The sequence below is a fragment of the Agrobacterium leguminum genome (genome assembly GCF_005144435.2).
Lineage (GTDB): Bacteria > Pseudomonadota > Alphaproteobacteria > Rhizobiales > Rhizobiaceae > Agrobacterium > Agrobacterium leguminum.
Genome location: NZ_CP120213.1, coordinates 1 through 19137, shown reverse-complemented (window position 1 = coordinate 19137; position 19137 = coordinate 1). Strand labels below are relative to the sequence as shown.

Annotated in this window: 14 protein-coding genes and 2 pseudogenes; 6 read left to right on the top strand and 10 right to left on the bottom strand. The window is 58.2% G+C overall.

The features are described from left to right. Positions 1–500 precede the first annotated feature (500 nt). Positions 501–1517, bottom strand: a pseudogene (locus CFBP4996_RS25625) (helix-hairpin-helix domain-containing protein); the annotation flags it as partial. Positions 1518–1634: 117 nt separating this feature from the next. Here CFBP4996_RS25625 and istA point away from each other — a divergent pair. Beyond that, positions 1635–3166 (top strand): annotated as a pseudogene (gene istA / locus CFBP4996_RS25620) (IS21 family transposase). Next, entirely contained in the window at positions 3156–3938 is a 783-nt protein-coding gene (istB, locus tag CFBP4996_RS25615) for an IS21-like element helper ATPase IstB (RefSeq protein WP_080855477.1), read from the top strand. The pseudogene istA and the gene istB overlap by 11 nt, the downstream one beginning before the upstream one ends. A 150-nt stretch (positions 3939–4088) precedes the next feature. On the opposite strand, the gene CFBP4996_RS25610 is transcribed toward istB, so the two are convergent. The 5 genes from CFBP4996_RS25610 to CFBP4996_RS25590 form a co-directional block, all read right to left on the bottom strand. Beyond that, complete coding sequence (locus CFBP4996_RS25610) at positions 4089–7607, bottom strand: DEAD/DEAH box helicase (RefSeq protein ID WP_080855476.1); 3519 nt, start codon at positions 7605–7607, stop codon at positions 4089–4091. Further along, complete coding sequence (locus CFBP4996_RS25605) at positions 7591–8370, bottom strand: Hachiman antiphage defense system protein HamA (protein ID WP_080855475.1); 780 nt, start codon at positions 8368–8370, stop codon at positions 7591–7593. Before CFBP4996_RS25605 ends, CFBP4996_RS25610 begins: the two co-directional genes overlap by 17 nt. Before the next feature lie 18 nt (positions 8371–8388). Next, positions 8389–9195: a restriction endonuclease gene (locus tag CFBP4996_RS25600; protein WP_080855474.1), complete on the bottom strand. Its 807-nt coding sequence runs from the start codon at positions 9193–9195 to the stop codon at positions 8389–8391. A 99-nt stretch (positions 9196–9294) separates the two neighbouring features. Then, on the bottom strand, positions 9295–10332 hold the full coding sequence (locus tag CFBP4996_RS25595; protein ID WP_080855473.1) for a nucleotidyl transferase AbiEii/AbiGii toxin family protein: 1038 nt from the start codon (positions 10330–10332) through the stop codon (positions 9295–9297). After that, complete coding sequence (locus tag CFBP4996_RS25590) at positions 10325–10918, bottom strand: DUF6088 family protein (protein WP_080855472.1); 594 nt, start codon at positions 10916–10918, stop codon at positions 10325–10327. Before CFBP4996_RS25590 ends, CFBP4996_RS25595 begins: the two co-directional genes overlap by 8 nt. Positions 10919–11062: 144 nt before the next feature. Between CFBP4996_RS25590 and CFBP4996_RS25585 the strand changes: the two genes are divergently transcribed. The 3 genes from CFBP4996_RS25585 to CFBP4996_RS25575 are packed head-to-tail and all read left to right on the top strand — an operon-like array spanning position 11063 to position 12786. Beyond that, entirely contained in the window at positions 11063–11926 is an 864-nt protein-coding gene (locus CFBP4996_RS25585) for a pPIWI-associating nuclease domain-containing protein (RefSeq protein ID WP_080855471.1), read from the top strand. Beyond that, on the top strand, positions 11923–12339 hold the full coding sequence (locus tag CFBP4996_RS25580; RefSeq protein WP_080855470.1) for a hypothetical protein: 417 nt from the start codon (positions 11923–11925) through the stop codon (positions 12337–12339). The genes CFBP4996_RS25585 and CFBP4996_RS25580 overlap by 4 nt, the downstream gene beginning before the upstream one ends. Positions 12340–12357: 18 nt before the next feature. Next, positions 12358–12786 carry a phage exclusion protein Lit family protein gene (locus tag CFBP4996_RS25575; protein ID WP_080855469.1) on the top strand — a complete coding sequence of 143 codons (429 nt, stop codon included), beginning with the start codon at positions 12358–12360 and terminating at the stop codon, positions 12784–12786. A 56-nt stretch (positions 12787–12842) separates the two neighbouring features. On the opposite strand, the gene CFBP4996_RS25570 is transcribed toward CFBP4996_RS25575, so the two are convergent. Further along, complete coding sequence (locus CFBP4996_RS25570) at positions 12843–13952, bottom strand: RHE_PE00001 family protein (RefSeq protein WP_080855468.1); 1110 nt, start codon at positions 13950–13952, stop codon at positions 12843–12845. A gap of 283 nt (positions 13953–14235) precedes the next feature. On the opposite strand from CFBP4996_RS25570, the gene CFBP4996_RS25565 reads away from it, so the two are divergent. After that, on the top strand, positions 14236–15165 hold the full coding sequence (locus tag CFBP4996_RS25565) for a recombinase family protein (protein WP_080855467.1): 930 nt from the start codon (positions 14236–14238) through the stop codon (positions 15163–15165). A 320-nt stretch (positions 15166–15485) separates the two neighbouring features. Here CFBP4996_RS25565 and repC read toward each other — a convergent pair whose 3' ends face one another. The 3 genes from repC to repA form a co-directional block, all read right to left on the bottom strand. Continuing rightward, the gene (gene repC, locus CFBP4996_RS25560) at positions 15486–16700 is read right to left on the bottom strand and encodes a plasmid replication protein RepC (protein ID WP_080855466.1); all 1215 of its coding nucleotides are present in this window, start codon (positions 16698–16700) and stop codon (positions 15486–15488) included. A gap of 161 nt (positions 16701–16861) precedes the next feature. Then, positions 16862–17869 (bottom strand): plasmid partitioning protein RepB, encoded by a 1008-nt coding sequence (gene repB / locus CFBP4996_RS25555; RefSeq protein WP_080855465.1) that lies wholly within the window; start codon positions 17867–17869, stop codon positions 16862–16864. Positions 17870–17931: 62 nt separating this feature from the next. Then, positions 17932–19137 (bottom strand): plasmid partitioning protein RepA, encoded by a 1206-nt coding sequence (repA, locus tag CFBP4996_RS25550; RefSeq protein WP_080855464.1) that lies wholly within the window; start codon positions 19135–19137, stop codon positions 17932–17934.

Genomic DNA, 19137 nt, shown 5'->3' with positions numbered 1-19137 from the left:
ACCCGAAGGCAAAGCCGAGGGCCGCACGCTTGCGTAGCGGACCCCGCAGCGGGTTGATCGACGGAGATCCGGGGCTGGACCAGGAAGCCATCCATCAAGAGCGGGAATGGAACGCCTCCATGAGCCCAGTCTCGAGCTTCAAAGATCTTGCTGATTCGGAACACATCGCCGCACACCAAACTCTGGTGGTCCGTCCACACCGGTCTGGGAGTAGGTCGCCGTCATTGCAGGAGTACGGTGGAGAAGAAGCTGCACGCAGCAGGCAACCGCAAGTTCGAGGCTTTTTGGCAGGCCATCGCATTTTGCATAGGTGCGTTGCACAATTCTTGTTTGCGCATCGCACAATATCTAGGCAGTATGCCTATAGCTGATGCACGCGATGGCTTCCTCCCAGGTCCATCGCATCAGCTGTTCCCCTCTGGAGGTTTTTGACCTTCACAATTAAAGGGCCTCGGTATTCCGATGGCCCTATTTTTTGGCGCGAAGGCAGCCCGGGAAATTCATCGAAAGTCCCGCGTCTTCACCCTGATCTGATCGATGTGTCCGTACGGATCGACGATATCACGAACCCTCGGCAGCCCGCGCGGGTCCGGCGTCGGCGACCCATGATGAAACTCGTCGCCACGACCATGGGGTAGCGGAAACGCCTTGTCCCGCGACCCGATGCTGGCAAGCTCGGCAGAAAGATCAGTCAGCCGGTGCGCGACCAGATGCACGACCTCACCTTCGCGCTGGACCTTGCCATAGACGCCGATCATCCCGGCGCCGAGGACGACGCGGCGATATTTCTCAAAGGTCTTCACCCAGACGACGAGATTGGCATGGCTCGTCTCGTCCTCGATGGTAATGAACATGACCCCTTTGGCCGAGCCCGGACGCTGGCGCACAAGGACAAGGCCAGCAGCCTCGAGCCATTTACCGTCGCGGGCGTTCATGGCGTCCTCGCATGTGACGATCCGGCGTTTCGTAAGATCGTCGCGCAAAAAGCTCAGCGGGTGGGCACGCAGTGTCAGTCCGACATGGCTATAGTCCTCGACGACCTCGCCGCCTGACGTCATAGGCTTCAGTGCGACCGCCGGCTCGATCGCCTCCGGGACGACGGACTGCTCGCGTGCGGCCGCTGCGGCAAACAGCGGCAGGGGTTCATCGCGCAGCGCTTCGATCGCCCAGAGTGCCTCGCGCCTTGCAAGCTTCAGCCCCGGCTGGAACGCATCGGCTTCAGCGAGCTTCACAAGAGACGCCGACGGGACGCTTGCGCGCCGCCACAGATCATCGATCGACTGGAACTGCTTGTCTTCGCGGGCGGCAACGATCGCCGCCCCGTGCTTGTTCGCCAGTCCCTTGACCATTCGGAACCCGAGGCGGACGGCAAACCGTCCATCCTCCATCGGTTCGAGCGTGCAGTCCCAGCGCGAGGTGTTGATACAGACGGGGCGGATTTTGACGCGGTGTTTTTCGGCATCACGCACGATTTGCGCGGGGGCGTAAAATCCCATTGGCTGGGCGTTAAGAAGGGCTGCGTGTTGGTTTCCACGCAGAACTGAGCCGGTTAGGCGCATAATTTCCATTGAGAATTGAGCCATGTGAACCTTCCCCCCAACGCGGAGAGCGACGGGGGCAACGGAGTGATCCACATGGGACTTTTAAATATCATCCGTCGGATGGCGCTGCGTGAGAAGCAGTCGATCCGCGAGATCAGCCGGCGCACCGGGCTGTCGCGGAACACGATCGCGAAGTATCTGAACGCTGGTACAATCGAACCGACATTCACGGTACCAGAACGGCCTAGCAAGCTTGATCCTTTTGCCGACAAGCTGGCGGCCTGGCTGAAGACAGAGGCCGGGAAGTCGCGCAAGCAGCGGCGAACACTGAAGCAGGTTCATGCCGATCTGGTGGTACTCGGCTTTACCGGTTCCTATGGCCGGGTTGCCGCCTTCGCCCGTGATTGGCGAGCGGACCGGCAACGTGAGCAGCAGACGACGGGCCGCGGCATATTCGTTCCGCTGTCTTTCCGCCCAGGCGAAGCATTCCAATTCGATTGGAGTGAGGACTATGCCGTCATTGGCGGCGAGCGCACGAAGCTGCAGGTCGCGCATATCAAGCTATCGCACAGTCGCGCATTTTTGGTCAGGGCGTATCTGCTGCAGACGCACGAGATGCTGTTTGACGCCCATTGGCACGGCTTCCGTGTGTTCGGCGGCGTCCCTGCTCGCGGCATCTACGATAATATGAAGACAGCGGTCGATCGCGTCGGCCGCGGCAAGGAACGGCAAGTCAACGTCCGCTTCCAGGCGATGACGAACCATTACGTCTTTGCGCCCGAGTTCTGCAATCCCGCCGCGGGGTGGGAGAAGGGCCAGGTGGAGAAGAACGTCCAGGATTCTCGTCCCCGCCTATGGCAACAGATGCCCACTTCCCGGATTTGGCAACGTTGAACCTCTGGCTGGAACAGCATTGCCAGGACCTGTGGCAGGAGACAGCGCATGGGAGCCTTCCCGGTTCGATCGCGGATGTTTGGGGTGATGAGCAGCCTGCGTTAATGGCATTGCCCGCCATGTTTGACGGCTTCGTCGAGCAGAGCAAGCGGGTCTCGCCGACATGCCTGATCACCTTCGAACGTAATCGCTACAGTGTGCCAGCATCATTTGCGAACCGGCCCGTCAGCCTGCGGATTTATCCCGAGCGGCTGGTCGTTGCAGCCGAGGGCAATATCCTCTGCGAACATCCTCGGATCATAGAACGCAGCCACGACAAACCACCGCGAACGATTTACGACTGGCGGCATTACCTTGCGGTTATCCAGCGCAAACCCGGAGCCCTGCGCAATGGTGCTCCCTTCCTGGAATTACCGCCGGCCTTCCGCAAATTGCAGGACCAGATGCTTCGCCGCCCCGGCGGTGATCGTGAGATGGCTGATATCCTTGCTCTCGTCCTTCATCACGACGAACAGGTCGTCCTCCGCGCTGTGGAACTCGCCCTGGATGCTGGCGTGGCCACCAAGACCCATGTGTTGAACCTGCTGCATCGGCTGATCGACGGCAAAACCACCGATGGTCCCGATATCGACACGCCACAGGCGCTGACCTTGCTGCGCGAACCCAGGGCCAACGTCGAACGCTACGATGGCTTGCGTGTCCGGATCGTGGGAGGTCGCCATGCGTCATGATCCCGCCAGCGCCGCCGTCGTCATCATGCTGCGGAGCCTGAAGATGTATGGCATGGCCCAAGCCGTCACAGACCTGATCGAGCAAGGGGCTCCAGCCTTCGATGCGGCCGTGCCGATCCTGTCCCAGTTGCTAAAAGCCGAAATGGCTGAGCGCGAGGTCCGGTCCATCGCCTATCATATGAAGGCAGCGCGCTTTCCTGCCTACAAGGACATCTCCGGCTACGACTTCGCCGCCAGCGACATCAACGAGGCGACGGTGCGCCAACTGCACCGATGCGAGTTCATTGACGGAGCGCAGAATATCGTGCTCGTCGGCGGACCGGGCACAGGAAAAACACATATCGCGACCGCTCTCGGCGTCCAGGCAATCGAGCATCATCGTCGAAAGGTCCGCTTCTTCTCGACCATCGAATTGGTCAACGCTCTCGAGCAGGAGAAGGCCAGAGGCAAGGCAGGCCAGATCGCCGAAGCGCTGGTCCGCCTCGATCTGCTGATCCTCGATGAACTCGGATACCTTCCATTCAGCGCGTCAGGCGGAGCGCTGCTCTTCCACCTGCTGAGCAAGCTCTATGAGCGCACCAGCGTCGTCATCACTACCAACCTCAGCTTCAGCGAATGGGCCACCGTCTTCGGCGACGCCAAGATGACCACCGCTTTGCTCGACCGCCTGACCCACCGTTGCCACATCCTGGAAACCGGAAACGATAGCTTCCGCTTCAAGGCCAGCTCGGCCGCAGCAGCACAGAAAAGAGGAGAAAGGCCAATCCCTTGACCAAACCCTGATCAGAAAACCATACTCAGAGGTGGCTCACTTCTCGGTGGAAAAACCGGCTCAGTTCCGCGCGGAAACCAACAGCATCGTTTCACCAGGTTTGAGCATAAACCTGCATGGTTCACGCGAAGGCACTTCTCAGCAGGGCAGTCACGCGCCAGACAGGTCAGCCGGCCCCAGATAGGTGATGTCGATCCGGCCGACGTCAGGGGCGACCTGAGCGCGCAATAGGCCCGCTCTTCCGGGGTTGAGTGCGGCCTGCAAATTACCGAGCATGGCACCGTCGGCAGCGAGCACCCGAGGTTGACCTCCCCAATGATGAACTTGCACCAGAGTGCCTGGTGGTGGTGGCGCGCCGAGCCATGCCACGTTCGCCCAATATCGACGGTCTGACCAAGTGCGGTTTTCCTGCGGCGTAAAGCTCTGCACGAATTCTGTCCACATTGCTTTCGTCTCAAGAGTCGGCCAGTCGGGCAATGCGCTCCACGCCGTGACGGCCTCCGAACCAAGCCATTGCCGAAGCTCGTGGCCCGTCTGGAAGGCAGCGCCTGTGTCGACAACGGCCTTGATTGCCGCAAGCCTCGAATTAAAGCCGGCCTGGATAAGGAGCGATGCGGAGCGATTGAGCGTACCCGTTTCGACGGCGGCAACAGCGAGGCCCAGCTCATGGTCTTCCAGAAGAGCACCAAAGACGCCAACTGTATCGCCGTTCGCAGCGGCACGCACACGGATCGCCTCCATAGCCCAGGGAAGACGATAAACCAGACCTCCCTCGATGAATTGCAGCGTTTCGGACTCCTGGCCGGCGGCGATATCGGCAAGTGGTTGCCCCTGAAGCCATGTCCGCAGGATGTCTCGCCAGTTTGCGGGCATGGGGTCAGGGGTAAAAGGGAAGAATGTGAAAACGCGCTCCGCGAGCGCGGTGATTGCGGCGATTGCCGCCTCTGCGTCTCCTTCGAGAATGCCACCATTAGCCTGGATCAGGAGAAGATTGGCCTCTGCCGCTATCGCGTCGAGAGCATGCCCGGTTGTCAGTCCAACTCCAGCAAGGAAGTAACCGCGGCGACGTGCGGCCGTCGATTGACTCCAGATGAGCCGGCTTCGGGCAACAAGGCCAGCCTTCAAGACCTGCTGGACCTGCTCATTCTGGCGCAAGAGGCGTCGATGCCAGAGGGACGATTGCAGGATGGTGTCCAGCGCGGCTTCGATTCCCTCGTCGGGAACGTCATTTTCACCGATCAGGCTGAGGATAGCCGTGTCAAGGGTTGCGACATGCCGCTCCCAGTCGGCAAGCGCACGTACCCGATCCTCGGGCTTTTCGTTTGCGATCTCCGGGAAGGTCCAGGCCGCGGCGTTGTTGGTTACATAGTCTATGAGCTGATTAAGATCACCGCCAATGCGCGCGTGCATTCGAGATAAAAGTGCCGAAACGAGAAGCGCGAGACCGCTTTCCATGTTTCTGGCGCCAAGGTCGTTGATGAGCCTCTCCCAGTTGCGCCGCTTCTTTGGGATGTCGTCGAACATCGGGAAAAGTACAATGCCTTCAACGTCGACGTAGGCGCGACCTGCCCGGCCGATGACGTTCTTAAATTCAGAAATCTCGATCATCTCCCCGCTGCGGTGAAGCGAATGCATCACGACCGCGGTGGCGGAGAGGTTGAGCCCCTGCGCCAAGGTCGGCGAGGAGATGGTCACCTTAAGGACATTGTCGCGCAGCAGCCGTTCCACCTCCTTGCGGTAGGCCGTAGGCAGGGCACCGTGATGCAGTGCGACGCCCAGGCGAAGGCACTTGAGGATCGCACTGTTCGGCCCCAACCACTCCTCTCCGAGTGCAATGGCGGTGTTGAGCACCGCTAGGTCGGCTTCAAGCAGGGAACGCAGCGCTCCGCGCTCATGAAGGTCGACGATCACGTCTGCGAACGGCTCAACACTCCGCCGCTCCGGGCAGAAGATCAAGACAGTCTGTCCATCGTCGGCCAACCGCCAGGCCGTCGCGAGGCAGAGCTCGCGCTGATTGTCAGGAAAGAGCCGTGTTCGACGACGCTTTGGCGGCACCCACCTCGGTGGCTCGGCACCAGTGAGAAACCTCGCCACCCATGGGCGCTCATCACCGACGCGCAGGTTCAGTCGCGCGGTGGGCGAAGTCCAAACGACCTCGCCGAACCGGAGCCGGGTTGGACGCCAGTCATTTTTGATCAAACCGCCGGGGTGATCGCGTCGGAGCCAAGCAGCAAAATCATCAAGCTGGTCGCCATCGGGTAAAATTGCCGACAGGCACACGATTCGCCGCTCGTGCGCATCCGGACGTCGAAGAAGTCGCTGGATCTGGACTTCGTAGCGAACCTCGCGCTCATTGAGGCCGATCATATGGCCCTCGTCGAACACGAGGAGGCCAACGTTATCGAGAAGGCTTGGATCGTTGCGCAGCGCAAAGTCGAGCTTCTCGGGCGTTGCGACCACGATATCGCGTTCCCGGATTGCGTCCTCATCGAGGCCACTCACCCCAATGCTGCCATAGAGGGCAGAAATCGTCTTGCCGAGTGGCCCGAAGGTTCTCTGTAGGGTGGTCTCTGTCTGGGCAGAGAGGGCACGCAGAGGTGTGACAAAGACCACCTGTTTGCCACCAGCAAGGCAACGTAGGATACAGAGCTCGGCGACTCGCGTCTTTCCAGCGCTAGTAGGCAGAGAAACCACCAGGTCGTCAGACTGGTCGACGGCACGGGCGGCAGCCTCGATCTGCGACGGCCAAAGATCGACCTCGGATTTAGGGCGGCGCTGAAGAAGGGCGATGAATAGCTCGCGAAGACGTGGCCATTCGGCGGCTTCTCCGCCGGCCGGTTGGACCGGCACCCTCTCGTGAAACGTACTCGACCACAAATCCGACAGGAGATGGATAGCAATTCTATGCGCCCACCATTGCGGCAGCAGATTCAGCTCGCTGCAAATGGAGAGGCCTATTCGAAGGCGCTCCAGCGCCTGATCGAGTAGCGGCCGCTCACCTCTTTCGAGAGCTAGGAGGAATAGTGACATGGCCGCAAGAAATGCATCTGTCAGCGCTGTGTCGAGACAATCGAACACGAAGTCGTTGCCGCCTTCGGCAGGAGCTGCCGCTGCCTCAGCCTGATCAAGACCCGCCTGGAGATCGGCGGCGATTTGGGCATCGCTGCCTTCGCCCGAAACCCTATAGTCAAACACTGCAGCGCGAATAGCGGTCAAATCCCGCCGCATCAACTGCGCCAGCACCCGCTCGATCAACGAGAAGTTCTCGTCTGTGCTCACAACTGAGAGGAGAGAGTAGGCGCGGGCGGAAAGATGCGCGAGATGGTAGCTGGCGGCTGCCATGACAAGGTGGAAATCCCGATCGGCCTCCTCAGGATCACCCTTGGCTATGACGGCTTCAAGAGCGGTTGCTGCCTGTTCGAAGGCGATACGCGCTTGTGCCGCGTCGCCGCCAAGTTCGAGGAGGCGAAGGCCGAGCCCGAGAAGGGCGTAGCCGTAGGTGTGCAAATCATAGGTCAGTTGGGGCGCGAACGCCGGCGCATCCGGAGGTAACACACCATCACGCCAAATGATCGCTCTGGCCTGGCCGCGGGCGATCAGACGCCCTCTAAATCCTGCGGTTGCAGCGTCGTTGATATCGGCAATTATTGCTTCAGGCGTTGTTGGCATTGACGATCACCTGATCATAGACGGCGCCGATGAAGGCGGCATGGCCATCGACGCGAAGACCGACCCCCCACTGATGAACCTCACCTGGATAGGCTTGCAATGAGGCGGTCAACATTGCCTCCGGTGAATTTCCAGAGAATGTGAACAGAAGATGCTTCACGCTTGCAGGTGGGATTCCGTGTTTCAAAAGCGCGTCGTCGATCGCATCGGCCAAGGGTTCGTTGCCGAGTTCAAGCAGGCGTGCCGAAATGAACGAAAGGGCATGACCGGAAGGCAAGCCGCCATCCTTATTGAGGTTCTCGCGCGCTTCGGCGACGACCTGCGCCGTCAGGGCCGCCCGGCTCTTGGCCTCGGTTTTCAGGAACCGCAACCGCTGCGTTTCCGCATCCTGGAGGAGCGCGATGACATCTTCGCCCCGCATTGCCATGTTGCGGTGGTCTTTCCAACGCAGTCTCTTGATCGGCGCGTGGTAGCCGCCGCTATGGGCGTCAATCCACTCGGTCGCATAGATTTCGCCGAGGTCGCCGGAGCGAATTGCCTTAGTCGTCGGGAGTTTGCCTTCGATCAAAGCCGCAGCAGCAGGTTTTCCAAGTCGTCGGAGGGCTCGGGCGACATGTTCTTCAGAGGCGTAATGGTTGGGAATGACTGCCGCTGTCGCTTGTATCCCAGTGCCGAGGTCGGCTGCCCTTCCGGTTATGACCCTGCGAAAGTGCGCCCCAACCTCACCATCGGCAGAATCGCTCCAATCGTTGAATTGCACCAATACGCCTCCTCCGCCTGGTTAACGTGGAAAGAGGTCACGAACGCGGACAAACGGCGAGCCTGTCTCTGCGGCACGGCGAACTTTGCGCTCGAGAACCTGGGTGAGCGGAAGCTCGCGATCCAACATCTCATAAAGGTCGAGACCATCCATGCAGATGACGCGCTTGCCTCTTCCGAAGGCGACAAGGCCATCATCGGTGAAGCTGCTATTGCTAACGAAGAGGCCGCGGGTCCACGCTGCCTTCTGCTCGATCTTGCCATGAAAGGTATGCAACTCGGCGACCCCAATGGGTTGCCCCTGCCATTTGGCTTCGAGGAGATAGATTTCATTGCCAAGCTGAAAGCTGCCGTCGATCTGCTCACCGCGGAGGCGGAAGGGTTCCTGGGCGGCTAATCCAAAGGCATCGAAGAGGTCCTTGAGGAAGCCCTCAAAGGCATAACCACGCGCCTGCGCGGTGAGCGCCGTGATTTGCAGGAGATCCGACTTGGCCTTTTCGAGCTTTTGGCGATCGATTGCGATTGCCGTGGCGCCGGGCGCAGCTGGTTGCTGAGTGGGACTGCCCGAAAGTCGATTGACCAGCCCCTGGTAGCGGGTTTCAGCGTTTACGACCGGGTCTTTGCTGGCGGTGCGCGCGAGATATTCCGAACGATGTTCCCAAAGCGCCGCTAGAGTACGAACGGCAGTGGCGTCGTCGCAGTGCTGCAGGAAATAGCGAAGCCGTTTTCCCTTAGAACCTCCGTTCACGGCATATTTAGGGTCGTCGATGTTGACCTTTAGCTCTGAGGCGAAGAAGTCGGAAAAGCTCTTGTCAGAAAAGTCCAGCACGAATCCCTGCCCCCGGACGAAGTCAACGAGATCATCTATGAGACGCAGATCGATGGACCGTATAGAGCTAATGACTTCCCCCTGGCATGCAGCATTGAGTTAGCTATTAATTGTTTCTTGGAGCTTTTTGATTTTGGCAAGTATGTCGTCGAAAGAGAGTGGCTTTTCATCAAACATCATAGGCGCCATGGCACGATAATCACCACGCAAATCTTTGACGCGAGACTCGCTCGGCATCAAACATAGAGTACCTGGCTTCGCCGTGTCGTAGCTGGCCCAACTGGACCGGAAGAAGGTCGCCTTGTGCTTTGCTACAGTTGCCAGAAGATCGAAATTGCTTGCTGCTGCTTTCCCCTCCTCGGTGTCGAGAAGCATCGCCAGATCATAATAATGCCGCGAGAAATACTGCGGCGTAGCTGTTTCCGGTGGCCGGTGCGCCTCGGCATGTAGCGCGGTTGCCTTTTCCCAGAAGGTTCGCTGCGCCGAGAGAACAGTCACGGTGCTGTCCGGATCATTAAAGAAGTTCGGGAAATCGTCCGCCGCGTAGGGACGAATGACTTTCTGCTCTGTAGGCCAGGGATCCCCGCGCGCGCCGAGCTCAAGCTTCACCCGCGGCGTGATGTAGGCCATTCCTTGATATTCCGAGGTGGAGAGTGCCGTCGGATAGTGGAAGTTCACCGTCTGCGCGTCGCTGGCGTCTATGTCCAGTGACCACTCGCCGTTGGCTGGCTCGCCCAATTGCTCGACGATGGCAGACCGAAGCGCAGGAAGCAGCTTCTCAGCAATATGCCGCTCGACATCGCTCACAAGAGCTTCGATGAGTCTGTTCGCCTGCTTCTTGCTGATGCCGTCCTTTTCTGGATCGCGGTCGCCGGAATAGCCAAGCTCCGCTCGATCAAACGAAAGATCGATATCCTCGGAAAAGCGGCGGATCGCGCCAAACGCCTTGGAAAGGGATGTGCCTCCCTTGAAAACAAGAGTGGCTGCATCTTTCTCCTGCAGGCCGAAAAGGCGTTTCAAGGTCCAGCAGACCCAGAAGTCCTTTTCGATGATCGTATTGGCGACCCCTCGAACGGCGCCTGTTTCGCCGAATAGGGCAGCTCGATCATCAATCGGAAGAAGAGCTACCCTATCCATCGATTTCACCCGACACAGCATTGGCGATTGATACGAGCGTCGGCCTCATCCAGGCTGGAGCGTGGACAGCAGAGGAGGCCAGCGTCTTCTTGTCATTGGCTGACAGACGGCGCGCCGCGATCTGTGCAACATCCCTGGCACGCATTTCTCCAACATGGCGAAGCGCTTGCACGACCGTACCGGCCGCGCTGCCAGGAGCGATCAAATGTTTGGGCGAGGCGTGACGCAGATCGACTACGCGCTTTCCCAAGACGACACGACGGGAGGGGCCATCGGTAAGATAGGTGTTCTTCGCCGGAACCTGCGTGGAGAGTCCGAGTGCGTTCGCGGCGCGCGCGCCCGCAATCTGCAACTGGGAACCAGTCTCGCGGGCGAGCGCTTGGGCGATATCATCCGGGGCTGGTGAAAGCAGCCCAAGCTGCGGATGGACTTTCGGGAAATCGTACAGACCTCGCGCGAGGCGTCGGAGCTTACCGCCCTTGACCAGTCGGGAAAGCGCCTGGTCAACCGCCGCACGTCCAGCGATACCCAGGAAATCACTAGGCGTGAATACGCCGCCGCGCCCGCCAGCGCGTGCACGCTTCATAATCTGATCCGGTACTGATGTCGAAATGCTTTTCATGTGTCAGAAAATAGTGCATCTTTTTCTGACATTCAAGTTCCACGTATTAAACGCCTGCAATGGGGAGGGAAGCCTCCAGCCAATGCTGGCTTTAGGAAACATAAGACATTGACCGACGACAATCCTCCACGCTGGAGTCAACTGCGGAAAATTCGGCGCGCACTCCAGGCACGAATGCCGAAGGACAAGTTCTTCGATACGGTGCTCGAAGGCTGTTTCCGCGTGGCTCGAGATCGAGATAATCCGTTGCGGGGAAACTTCGTGGCAAGCGGCCTGCGGGAGGCGATTGGGCATGTACTCCACAGCCTCGCTCCTGATGAGGCAGTTCGAGCCTGCGTTTGGTTTGTGCAGGCCAAAGACACCAAGACTGTCACTCGCCAGCAGCGTGCAAGCTACATCGTAAAGGCAGGGCTGCCAGATGATTTCGTCAGCGACATTCTCGGGATAGATGTGCGCGACTATACCGATCCCGTCATCGAAGTGATGGATGGCCTCAACAAGGCAACGCATGTTCGCGCCGAAACCATCCTCTCCAAAGGATGGAAGATCCGTGTAATGATCCAGGATGTTTTGCTCGGCCTTGATCAGTTGCTCCAAGCCGCAGTTGAAAACCGCGAGGCTATCACCCATGCCGTGGCTGACGTGATGCAAGAAGCCGTCTTCGAAAAACTCATATCCGAGACGATCGATGAGCTTGACGAACTCTCCACCCACACCACGGTCGACGGGCATAACATCGACACTGTGACAGTGACAAAATTAGATTCCAGCGAAATCAGTTATCGCGTCGAAGGAGATGTTGAAGTTGAGCTGCAATACGGCTCCGGCTCGGACCTGAAAAACGACATCGGATTTGTACAGGACGATTCTTATCCCTATGTCGTGACAGTTACATGCGCGGTAGCTCGGCCTATGGACATTCGGTCCGACGATCTCGCGATCAGCGTAGATAACCGGAGCTTCTACGAATGAATGATGCAGAGAGATTGACGCGTGGGTTCGTTTCCCTGCTCCGAGAAAGCCCATTTAGAATCGCGCCCGAACGAGCCGATGAACTGTTGGCGCAGATGGGGGGAGAAGCGTGGGTCCTCGAAATCGTGGATGGGCCGGCAAATTTCAAGGCCTTTCCGACCTCAAAGGAAATTGAGGGCACCTACGCTGCCCTGCTGAGCCTTTGGGCTGTCGCCGCGGCGCTACGCGTCCTACAGGTCCTTATGCAAACCGCTGCTGGGATGAACCTATCGCAGGTCGTCATCGTCCCGGACGGTCCCGGCTCAGCTGCAATCGAGCTGAAGAATGCTGCTCTGGCGCTGATACGAAACGAAACATTCTCCTGGGGCGACCTACCTGTAGAGCCAGACTCAATCGCGGATCCCTCATCATAGGTCGGTTTAACCAATAATCTGTTCCTGGCTGCAGCAAGCGTCATAGTGTTACATGAATGCGGACACCTTGTACTAGGACATCTGGAAACGACCGCGCTCATGCACCAGCAGGAGCGTGAAGCGGACGGATGGGCTGTGTCCTGGATCCTTGACAAGGTTGCTGCTGATGACCAGCGCGATTTCCGGACGCTGGCCATCTGTGTAGCATTCATTTGGATCGGACTCATCGACGCCGTGCGGCAGGCGACTTCCACCCATCCACCTGCCGCGCAAAGGTTCGCCGACGCCTTCAACAAGTTTGGCAATGTCTCAACAGACAGTCCGGCGCTGGAACTGAGCTACTACGCCTTGAAAGCGTTCTTTGACCCGGCAACAGATCTACCACAGGCCGAGAACGCAAGGGATGGTTTCATCGACCGTCTAATTGACTATGGCCGGCAAACCTAACAGCGCGCCAGTGGCTTGTCTCGGGATGTTCCACCAACACAGTCAATAGGGATTGTTCAGAGCACTCCCCAAGCACGAAAACTCCCTCGGCCCGTCACTTCCCTAACGCCGAGCTCGTTGACTAGATCGAGTGCTGCACGGTGGCTTACCTTCAATTCCTTGGCGATTATTGACGAGGACACAATCGGTCGCGTCATCAGCAAGTCCACCACGCGCGGCAGACTGCTGGATGAGCGCTTTCCCTTCAGCTTGCGCTCGAGATGCTCCCTCGCCTGGCCCAACCGAATGACTTCCTTCGTGGCCAGTTCAGCACCGTTCGTCATTGCCTCCAGCCCGGCAAGCACTCGTGATACTCGTTTCGGCGATCGCCGCCGTTCGCGTGGCACCGCTTTCAGACCGGAGCAGAAGCCGAACAAGTGGGAAGACACCTTCCCGCGCGCCCGAAAATAGGAGTTCACGAGTTGGACACCAAGCCAATGCTGCCGCTGCAACGGCTCTATGCTTTCCCATGCGTCCCATATGACTGCAGCTGCCAAGGTAGGCGGCAAGGCGTCGACCTCTTGCAAAACCGCTCTCCAATCGGAAAGGCGACCCTCTTCATTCCATTCTGGATCCCGGACAACGAGTTCACCGACCGTCAGGGGATCCGCTTTGCGATCCTCACCGGTCTCAACGGCTTCGAGCACACGGGCAGAGCGATCAAGAACCGCATCGATTTCGGCCATCTCCTCCGCGAAACCGCTTTCGTCCTGGTCCGTTGCCAAGTCCGATGACAATGGACGCCTCCCCTCCCCTGCAGCCCGTCGTTCCGCAAACGCCGGTTCCCGTCCCATTAGGCTGGCGATCCCGGGCGTGCTCGTCGCCCAGTCTGGTTCAGCGCCTGCGATGCGCCGCCGCGCTCTTAAGATCGAGTGCGCGATGGTGATTTCGTGCGTCGGGGCTCGCACATCCCGATCTGCGTCGTGGAGAACCAGATCCTCCATATGGACAAGCTCGCCAACCACCCACATGCTGGCCGCTGCCTCGATGAAATGAGCCCTTTCGGCATAGCCCTGCCCGACCAGGCTACGCCGAACAATCTCGTCTAGGCGCGCGAGCTGATCCTCAGCCCTTCCAATGGCAGGAAGTAGCGTCGTCAGAGGCAAATCGGAAATTTGATATCTCATTGTTTTTAAAGATCTATCTTCACGGAATTGAAGCTAGTTTACCATTTACTTCAATCGTAGAACATATTTCTCTCGCGCGCGTACTATATAAAGAGATTGGGGACTCCCGGACTGTACGGAACAGCAGCCGGCAGGCCTCACATCGCCGAAAACCGTTGTCTTTCAGGGCTTTGTGCCGTCAAACAAGCTGACAAAAATCCTCAAGAGACGTTTACAAACGATCGGTTATCCTTATCTTCTGGTTTTGGAAAACTGCTTCGCAACTATCTCTCAGACGCTCTAAATGGCCGCTGACATGCTGAATCGAACGTCTCGTCGACCACAGGGCCGACTTATCGGGTATGCCCGCGTCTCTACGGACGAGCAGGCAACCGAAGCCCAAGAAATTGAGCTGCGCTCCGCCGGATGTGAGACGATCGTCCAAGAGCACGGTTCGGGCGCATCGCTAACCCGGCCGGCTTTGGCAAAGGTGATCCGCCACATCAACGCCGGCGACACACTTGTCGTGGTCCGTCTCGATCGACTGGCGCGCTCCGTCAGCCATCTGCTTGCCGTGATCGAGGACTTGACGACAAAGGGCGCACACTTCCGATCTCTGCGAGATCCGATCGACACTGCGACTCCGCAGGGGATGTTCTCGCTGCAGGTCCTCGGCGCCGTGGCCCAACTCGAACGCGCACTGATCTCCGAACGAACGAAGGCTGGTATCACCGCGGCAAAGTCAAAGGGCAAACTACCCGGCAATCCAGGTATTAGAGAACGTCGGCCGGAGATGCTCGCCAAAATGACGGCGGCTCAGAAAGCTGCGTATGGCGAGCGCATCCAGATCGACGTCAACAAATGGCTCCCGACCGTCAGGCGAATGCGCCCGGACCACAGCTGGGACGACATTGCGCGGATACTTAAACAGCGCGGTATGGACTGGACGCCCGAACGACTTCGCCGCGCCGTGAAATGGCTCGTGGCCGAACACCTTGCCGACCCGGGCCTGCTGAAGAAGTCATCCCCACGGCCACCCGAGGATCGCTTGATGACGCTTGTCGCGGGCATGTACGCGTCCAACTCCGAACTGACGCTGCGGGAGATCGCCATCCAGCTCGAACGTCTCCACGAGCGGACGCCTCGCGGTGGCACAAAATGGTCCCCATCCTCCGTCAAGAACCTGCTCGATCGGGCAAAGAAAACAGGTCTCGTCGGGACCGACGGGGAATAACGCGCTAATCCAACCCAAGATACTACCGCCCGCACCGAAACATATCTGAAGAGGGATAGACGATGCAAACCGCTACGATCGAAAATCGCGCCGACTTCGCACAATAGGCAACCGAGCGTGCGACCGCCGTCATAGCCGAGAAGGGCGGAGATCTTGCGCTTGCTGCACGCGGCAACGACGACACCAAAATTGCCGAGAGCGCCAATGCGATGCGTCAGGCCATCGTCGATACGCTCCTCAAGGTATTCGATGCGCTGGTCCTCGAGGACTGACCCGACCCGGCGGCTCCTAAGTTTTCGCATCTGACGCGCCCTCCCCCGCTACGCCGACTTCCGGTCTCCGCCGGACTGAACCTTCAGCAAAGCCATCAGCATCGGGCCGAGCCCGAATTCACCCCGGGCCGCTTTCCGGGTAAGGTCGCGCAGATATCCGCCGGCCGAGTTAATGTGGCCAGCCCTTTCGAGGATGCACGCGACCGCCGTCGCCGCATTTTCCGGCCCCATCACATCGCAGGCGTCCTGATACGCAGACGGACTGACCCCGAGGCTCGACCGGACCACGACGGCCGCGGTCATCAACTCTCGCCAATGGTTGATCGCGCCTCCCGGCCCATACATGGCAATTTCGGGGCAAGCCCGCAACACCATGCCCAACGGGAAAGGCCTTTTCATCTCGGCTGTCGGCTTCGGTTCTTCCACTATCGGTCCGTCCTGCTCTTTTTCAGAGCGAGGTTCAGATTCATGAAAGGATTCGGGTTTTGAATTCTGTATGTGGCAGCCATTCTGACTACCATTGCTAGCCATATTTTCAGCATTTTGCTGGATTTCCAAGAGGTTGACGATCTCATCGCGCAGAAGCGTCATTTCATCCAGTACGGAGACGACCTCATCATGTCCCGGATTGCGTGGCAGCTTGGCAAGAGCGGCGACATACATGGCCTCGATCGCCTCCCAATCCCCGTCGGCCCCCTCCTCTACCGCAGCCGTGATGAGTTTCCGAACGTCACGACGGCAGATCGTCAGCGCTTCCTTGGCACGCTTGAACAGCCGGCGTTCCTCGGCAACCAGCTGCGCCAACTGGGCCAGTTCTTCGACGCGGGCCAGAAGCGGCGCCAGGCTGAAGCCGAACGCTTGCTCGATCTCGCCTTCCTTGCCGCGATGCGCATAACGCTTTCCATTCGGGCTGTCGCGGCGATGAATCAGACCAGCATCAACGAGTGCGGCAAGTTGCCGGCGCAACGTCGTGCCGGTAATCCCGTGCGCCCGAACCGAGAGCTGAGCATTGGACGGAAAGACCACCATGCCGGACTCTTCTGACAACTGGCTTTCCGGATAGAAGCTGAGCAGTGCGTCCAGCACTGCAAGAGCTCGATCCTGGAGACCGAGCAAGCTGCGGGCTTCGCTGATGTCGCGGAACACCTTCCACTTTTCAGCGGTCTTGCCTGCCTTGATGTCTGCTGCGGCCCTCTGCCCTTTCACCAAGGCAAGAGATATCGCCCGCCGCCCAAAGGGCGTCGTCACATTTCCGATTTGCATTCGCCTTTACCTTTCAAAAGGCAAAAGAAACCCGGCCGCCTAAACGACGGTTCGACTCTTGACAGCGATTCGTGGAAATGCGATTCTCAGCCTGCTACGAATTGAGAGAGGCTTCCACGACAGTGTCGATTGGGGGCCTTTTTCTTTTGCGGTTTTTCTTCTCAGTTTTTCCCTTGCTGCTGGAAAGTCTCATAGAGGCTTTCAATATTGTTCGTGATCCAGTCACCGAACGCGATGCCGTTGGATGACGAGAGAACAAGCGTCACAGCTTTTGGCGTGACTTTCCGCGAAACGTTCACGGCGTTGTCTTTTGCATTCCAAACCTGCCGAGGCTGGGTGTTCTCTGAGCGCTTTACCGCCGCCTTTTCTTTGCCAGATCGAAGCCGCTTGAATAGTGCCTCGAACCTGTCGACCTGACCAAGGCTGGTAAACTCTTCTTCGTTGGTGAATTCCTCGGCGAGTGCCTTGTTCTTGGGGACGTCGATGAGCTTGCGAAGTTGCAACCATCGGTCACGCCCTACGCCCTTGGCCGGACCGATCGCCTCGATCAGCCGTTCTCCAAACGCCCCTGGAACAGTCAGCATCTTAGACAGTGTTTGGTAATCAACCGAAAGCGCTACCTGGATTACTTCACGGGAGTAACCAAGCTTTTCGAGGCGATCCGCGAACGTCGCCCGCTCGATAAAACTTAAGTTCGCGCGTGCAGAATTCTCCTGCCCCTGGCTAATAACGTGTGCCTGCTCATCGAGCTGACGAACAACAGCCCGGACTTTTCGGCCAAGCTCTCTCGCTACTTGCGCGCGGCGATGACCGAAAACGATCATGTAGCGATCAGATTTGTTTGGGATTGGCCGAACGAGAATAGGCGAGTCCTGGCCCCTTTCACGGATGGCGGCCAACAATTCACTATACTCCTCATCGGTCGTCGTCGAACCTTCTGCGGTCCCAGAAAGTCGGTCGCGAACGAAGGACGCCTCAAGCAGTTCCGGATCAAGCTCGACAACCACATCACCGTCATTGATCCGTTCAGCTTGTCGAGCCAACGCATCAATGGAGGATGAGAGCGACTTGGCAGCTCCGAACCGTGTAACTGGCGCAGCCGATTCAATCGTCTCATCGACCGCTTGATCGTCATTCATTACACTGTTGAAGATATTCTTCCTCGCCATCGTCATGCTCCGCCATTTAAGTCACTGTAAAAACAAACAAAAAATTCGATTTAGACCGCAGTCTATTTCCTTCGCCCCCAAGCCTCATGAATGAGGTCCCGAATTTCCCCATTGACGGCTTCCATTGCTTCCATAGCGCGGTCATAGGTTCCGCGGTTCATCGCAGACCGTTCAACTTCATACAGTGTCTGCTTTGTCAGGCCTGCATCCGAAACCGCTGTGGATTTCACCATCTCATGCTTCGCCATATGCGGGATCAGCATTGACTTCATGAACGCGACCATTTGCGCCTGCGGCATGTCGGTGGGCTCGAACCGCGTTATCAAGTAGCGGAACCAGTCAAGATCGACATCGCCGCCAGCCTGCTTCACAGTCTTGAGAATATCGCCGAGCATCAAGAGAAACTGCGACATCGACATCAGATCGAGCATCTGAGGATGCACCGTGATAAGAACGGAAGTTGACGCCGCGAGTGCAGTGAGTGTCAAATAGCCAAGCTGTGGCGGGCAGTCCAACACGACGACATCATAGCGGGGGTCCACATCTTCAAGCGCGCTCTGGAGTCGATTCCAAAAACGCTTCCCTTCGGTACCAGCTTGCATCGCGAGAGGTGTGTCGTACTCGTACTCCTGAAGCTCAAGTGACGCGGGGACAATATCAAGGTCGGGGAAATTGGTAGGTTTTATCACATCTGCGAGCGAGCAACGCTTCTCATCATACCGAATTGCCTCGTATACGGACGGGTAGTCATCCACCTCAGGCTGGATGCCATAGAGCGCTGTCATCGATCCCTGAGGGTCGAGATCGATCGCTAATACGCGATGCCCCGTCAATGCCAGGTGTTGCCCAAGATGCGCCGCTGTCGTGGTTTTTCCCGAGCCACCTTTGAAGTTCACAACGGCGAGCACCTGAAGCTTTTCGTTCGCGCGGCGACTTGGGACATATTTCTTAACATCCGAGCGACCATTCTGATCCAGCCAGTGCCTTAGTTCGCGTATTTGCTCGGCTGAGTATGTCCGGCGACCCCCAGCATGGACGGTTGGAACGACGCCTTTGCCTTCCAAGTGTAGCTTTTTCAGATTGCTCGGCGACACTCCCAAGAAGTACGCCGCCTCTGCCATCGAAAACTGGCGGAGGGTTTTGCGTGCGTCGGGCGGATAGCTTTCCATGCGCAACTGGTTAAGCTTGCGCGATATATCCTTCCCCTGAGCAAGGATAATATCGTCGAAACCAATCTTTTTCGCAGCGCTAGAAGCGACACTACTCAT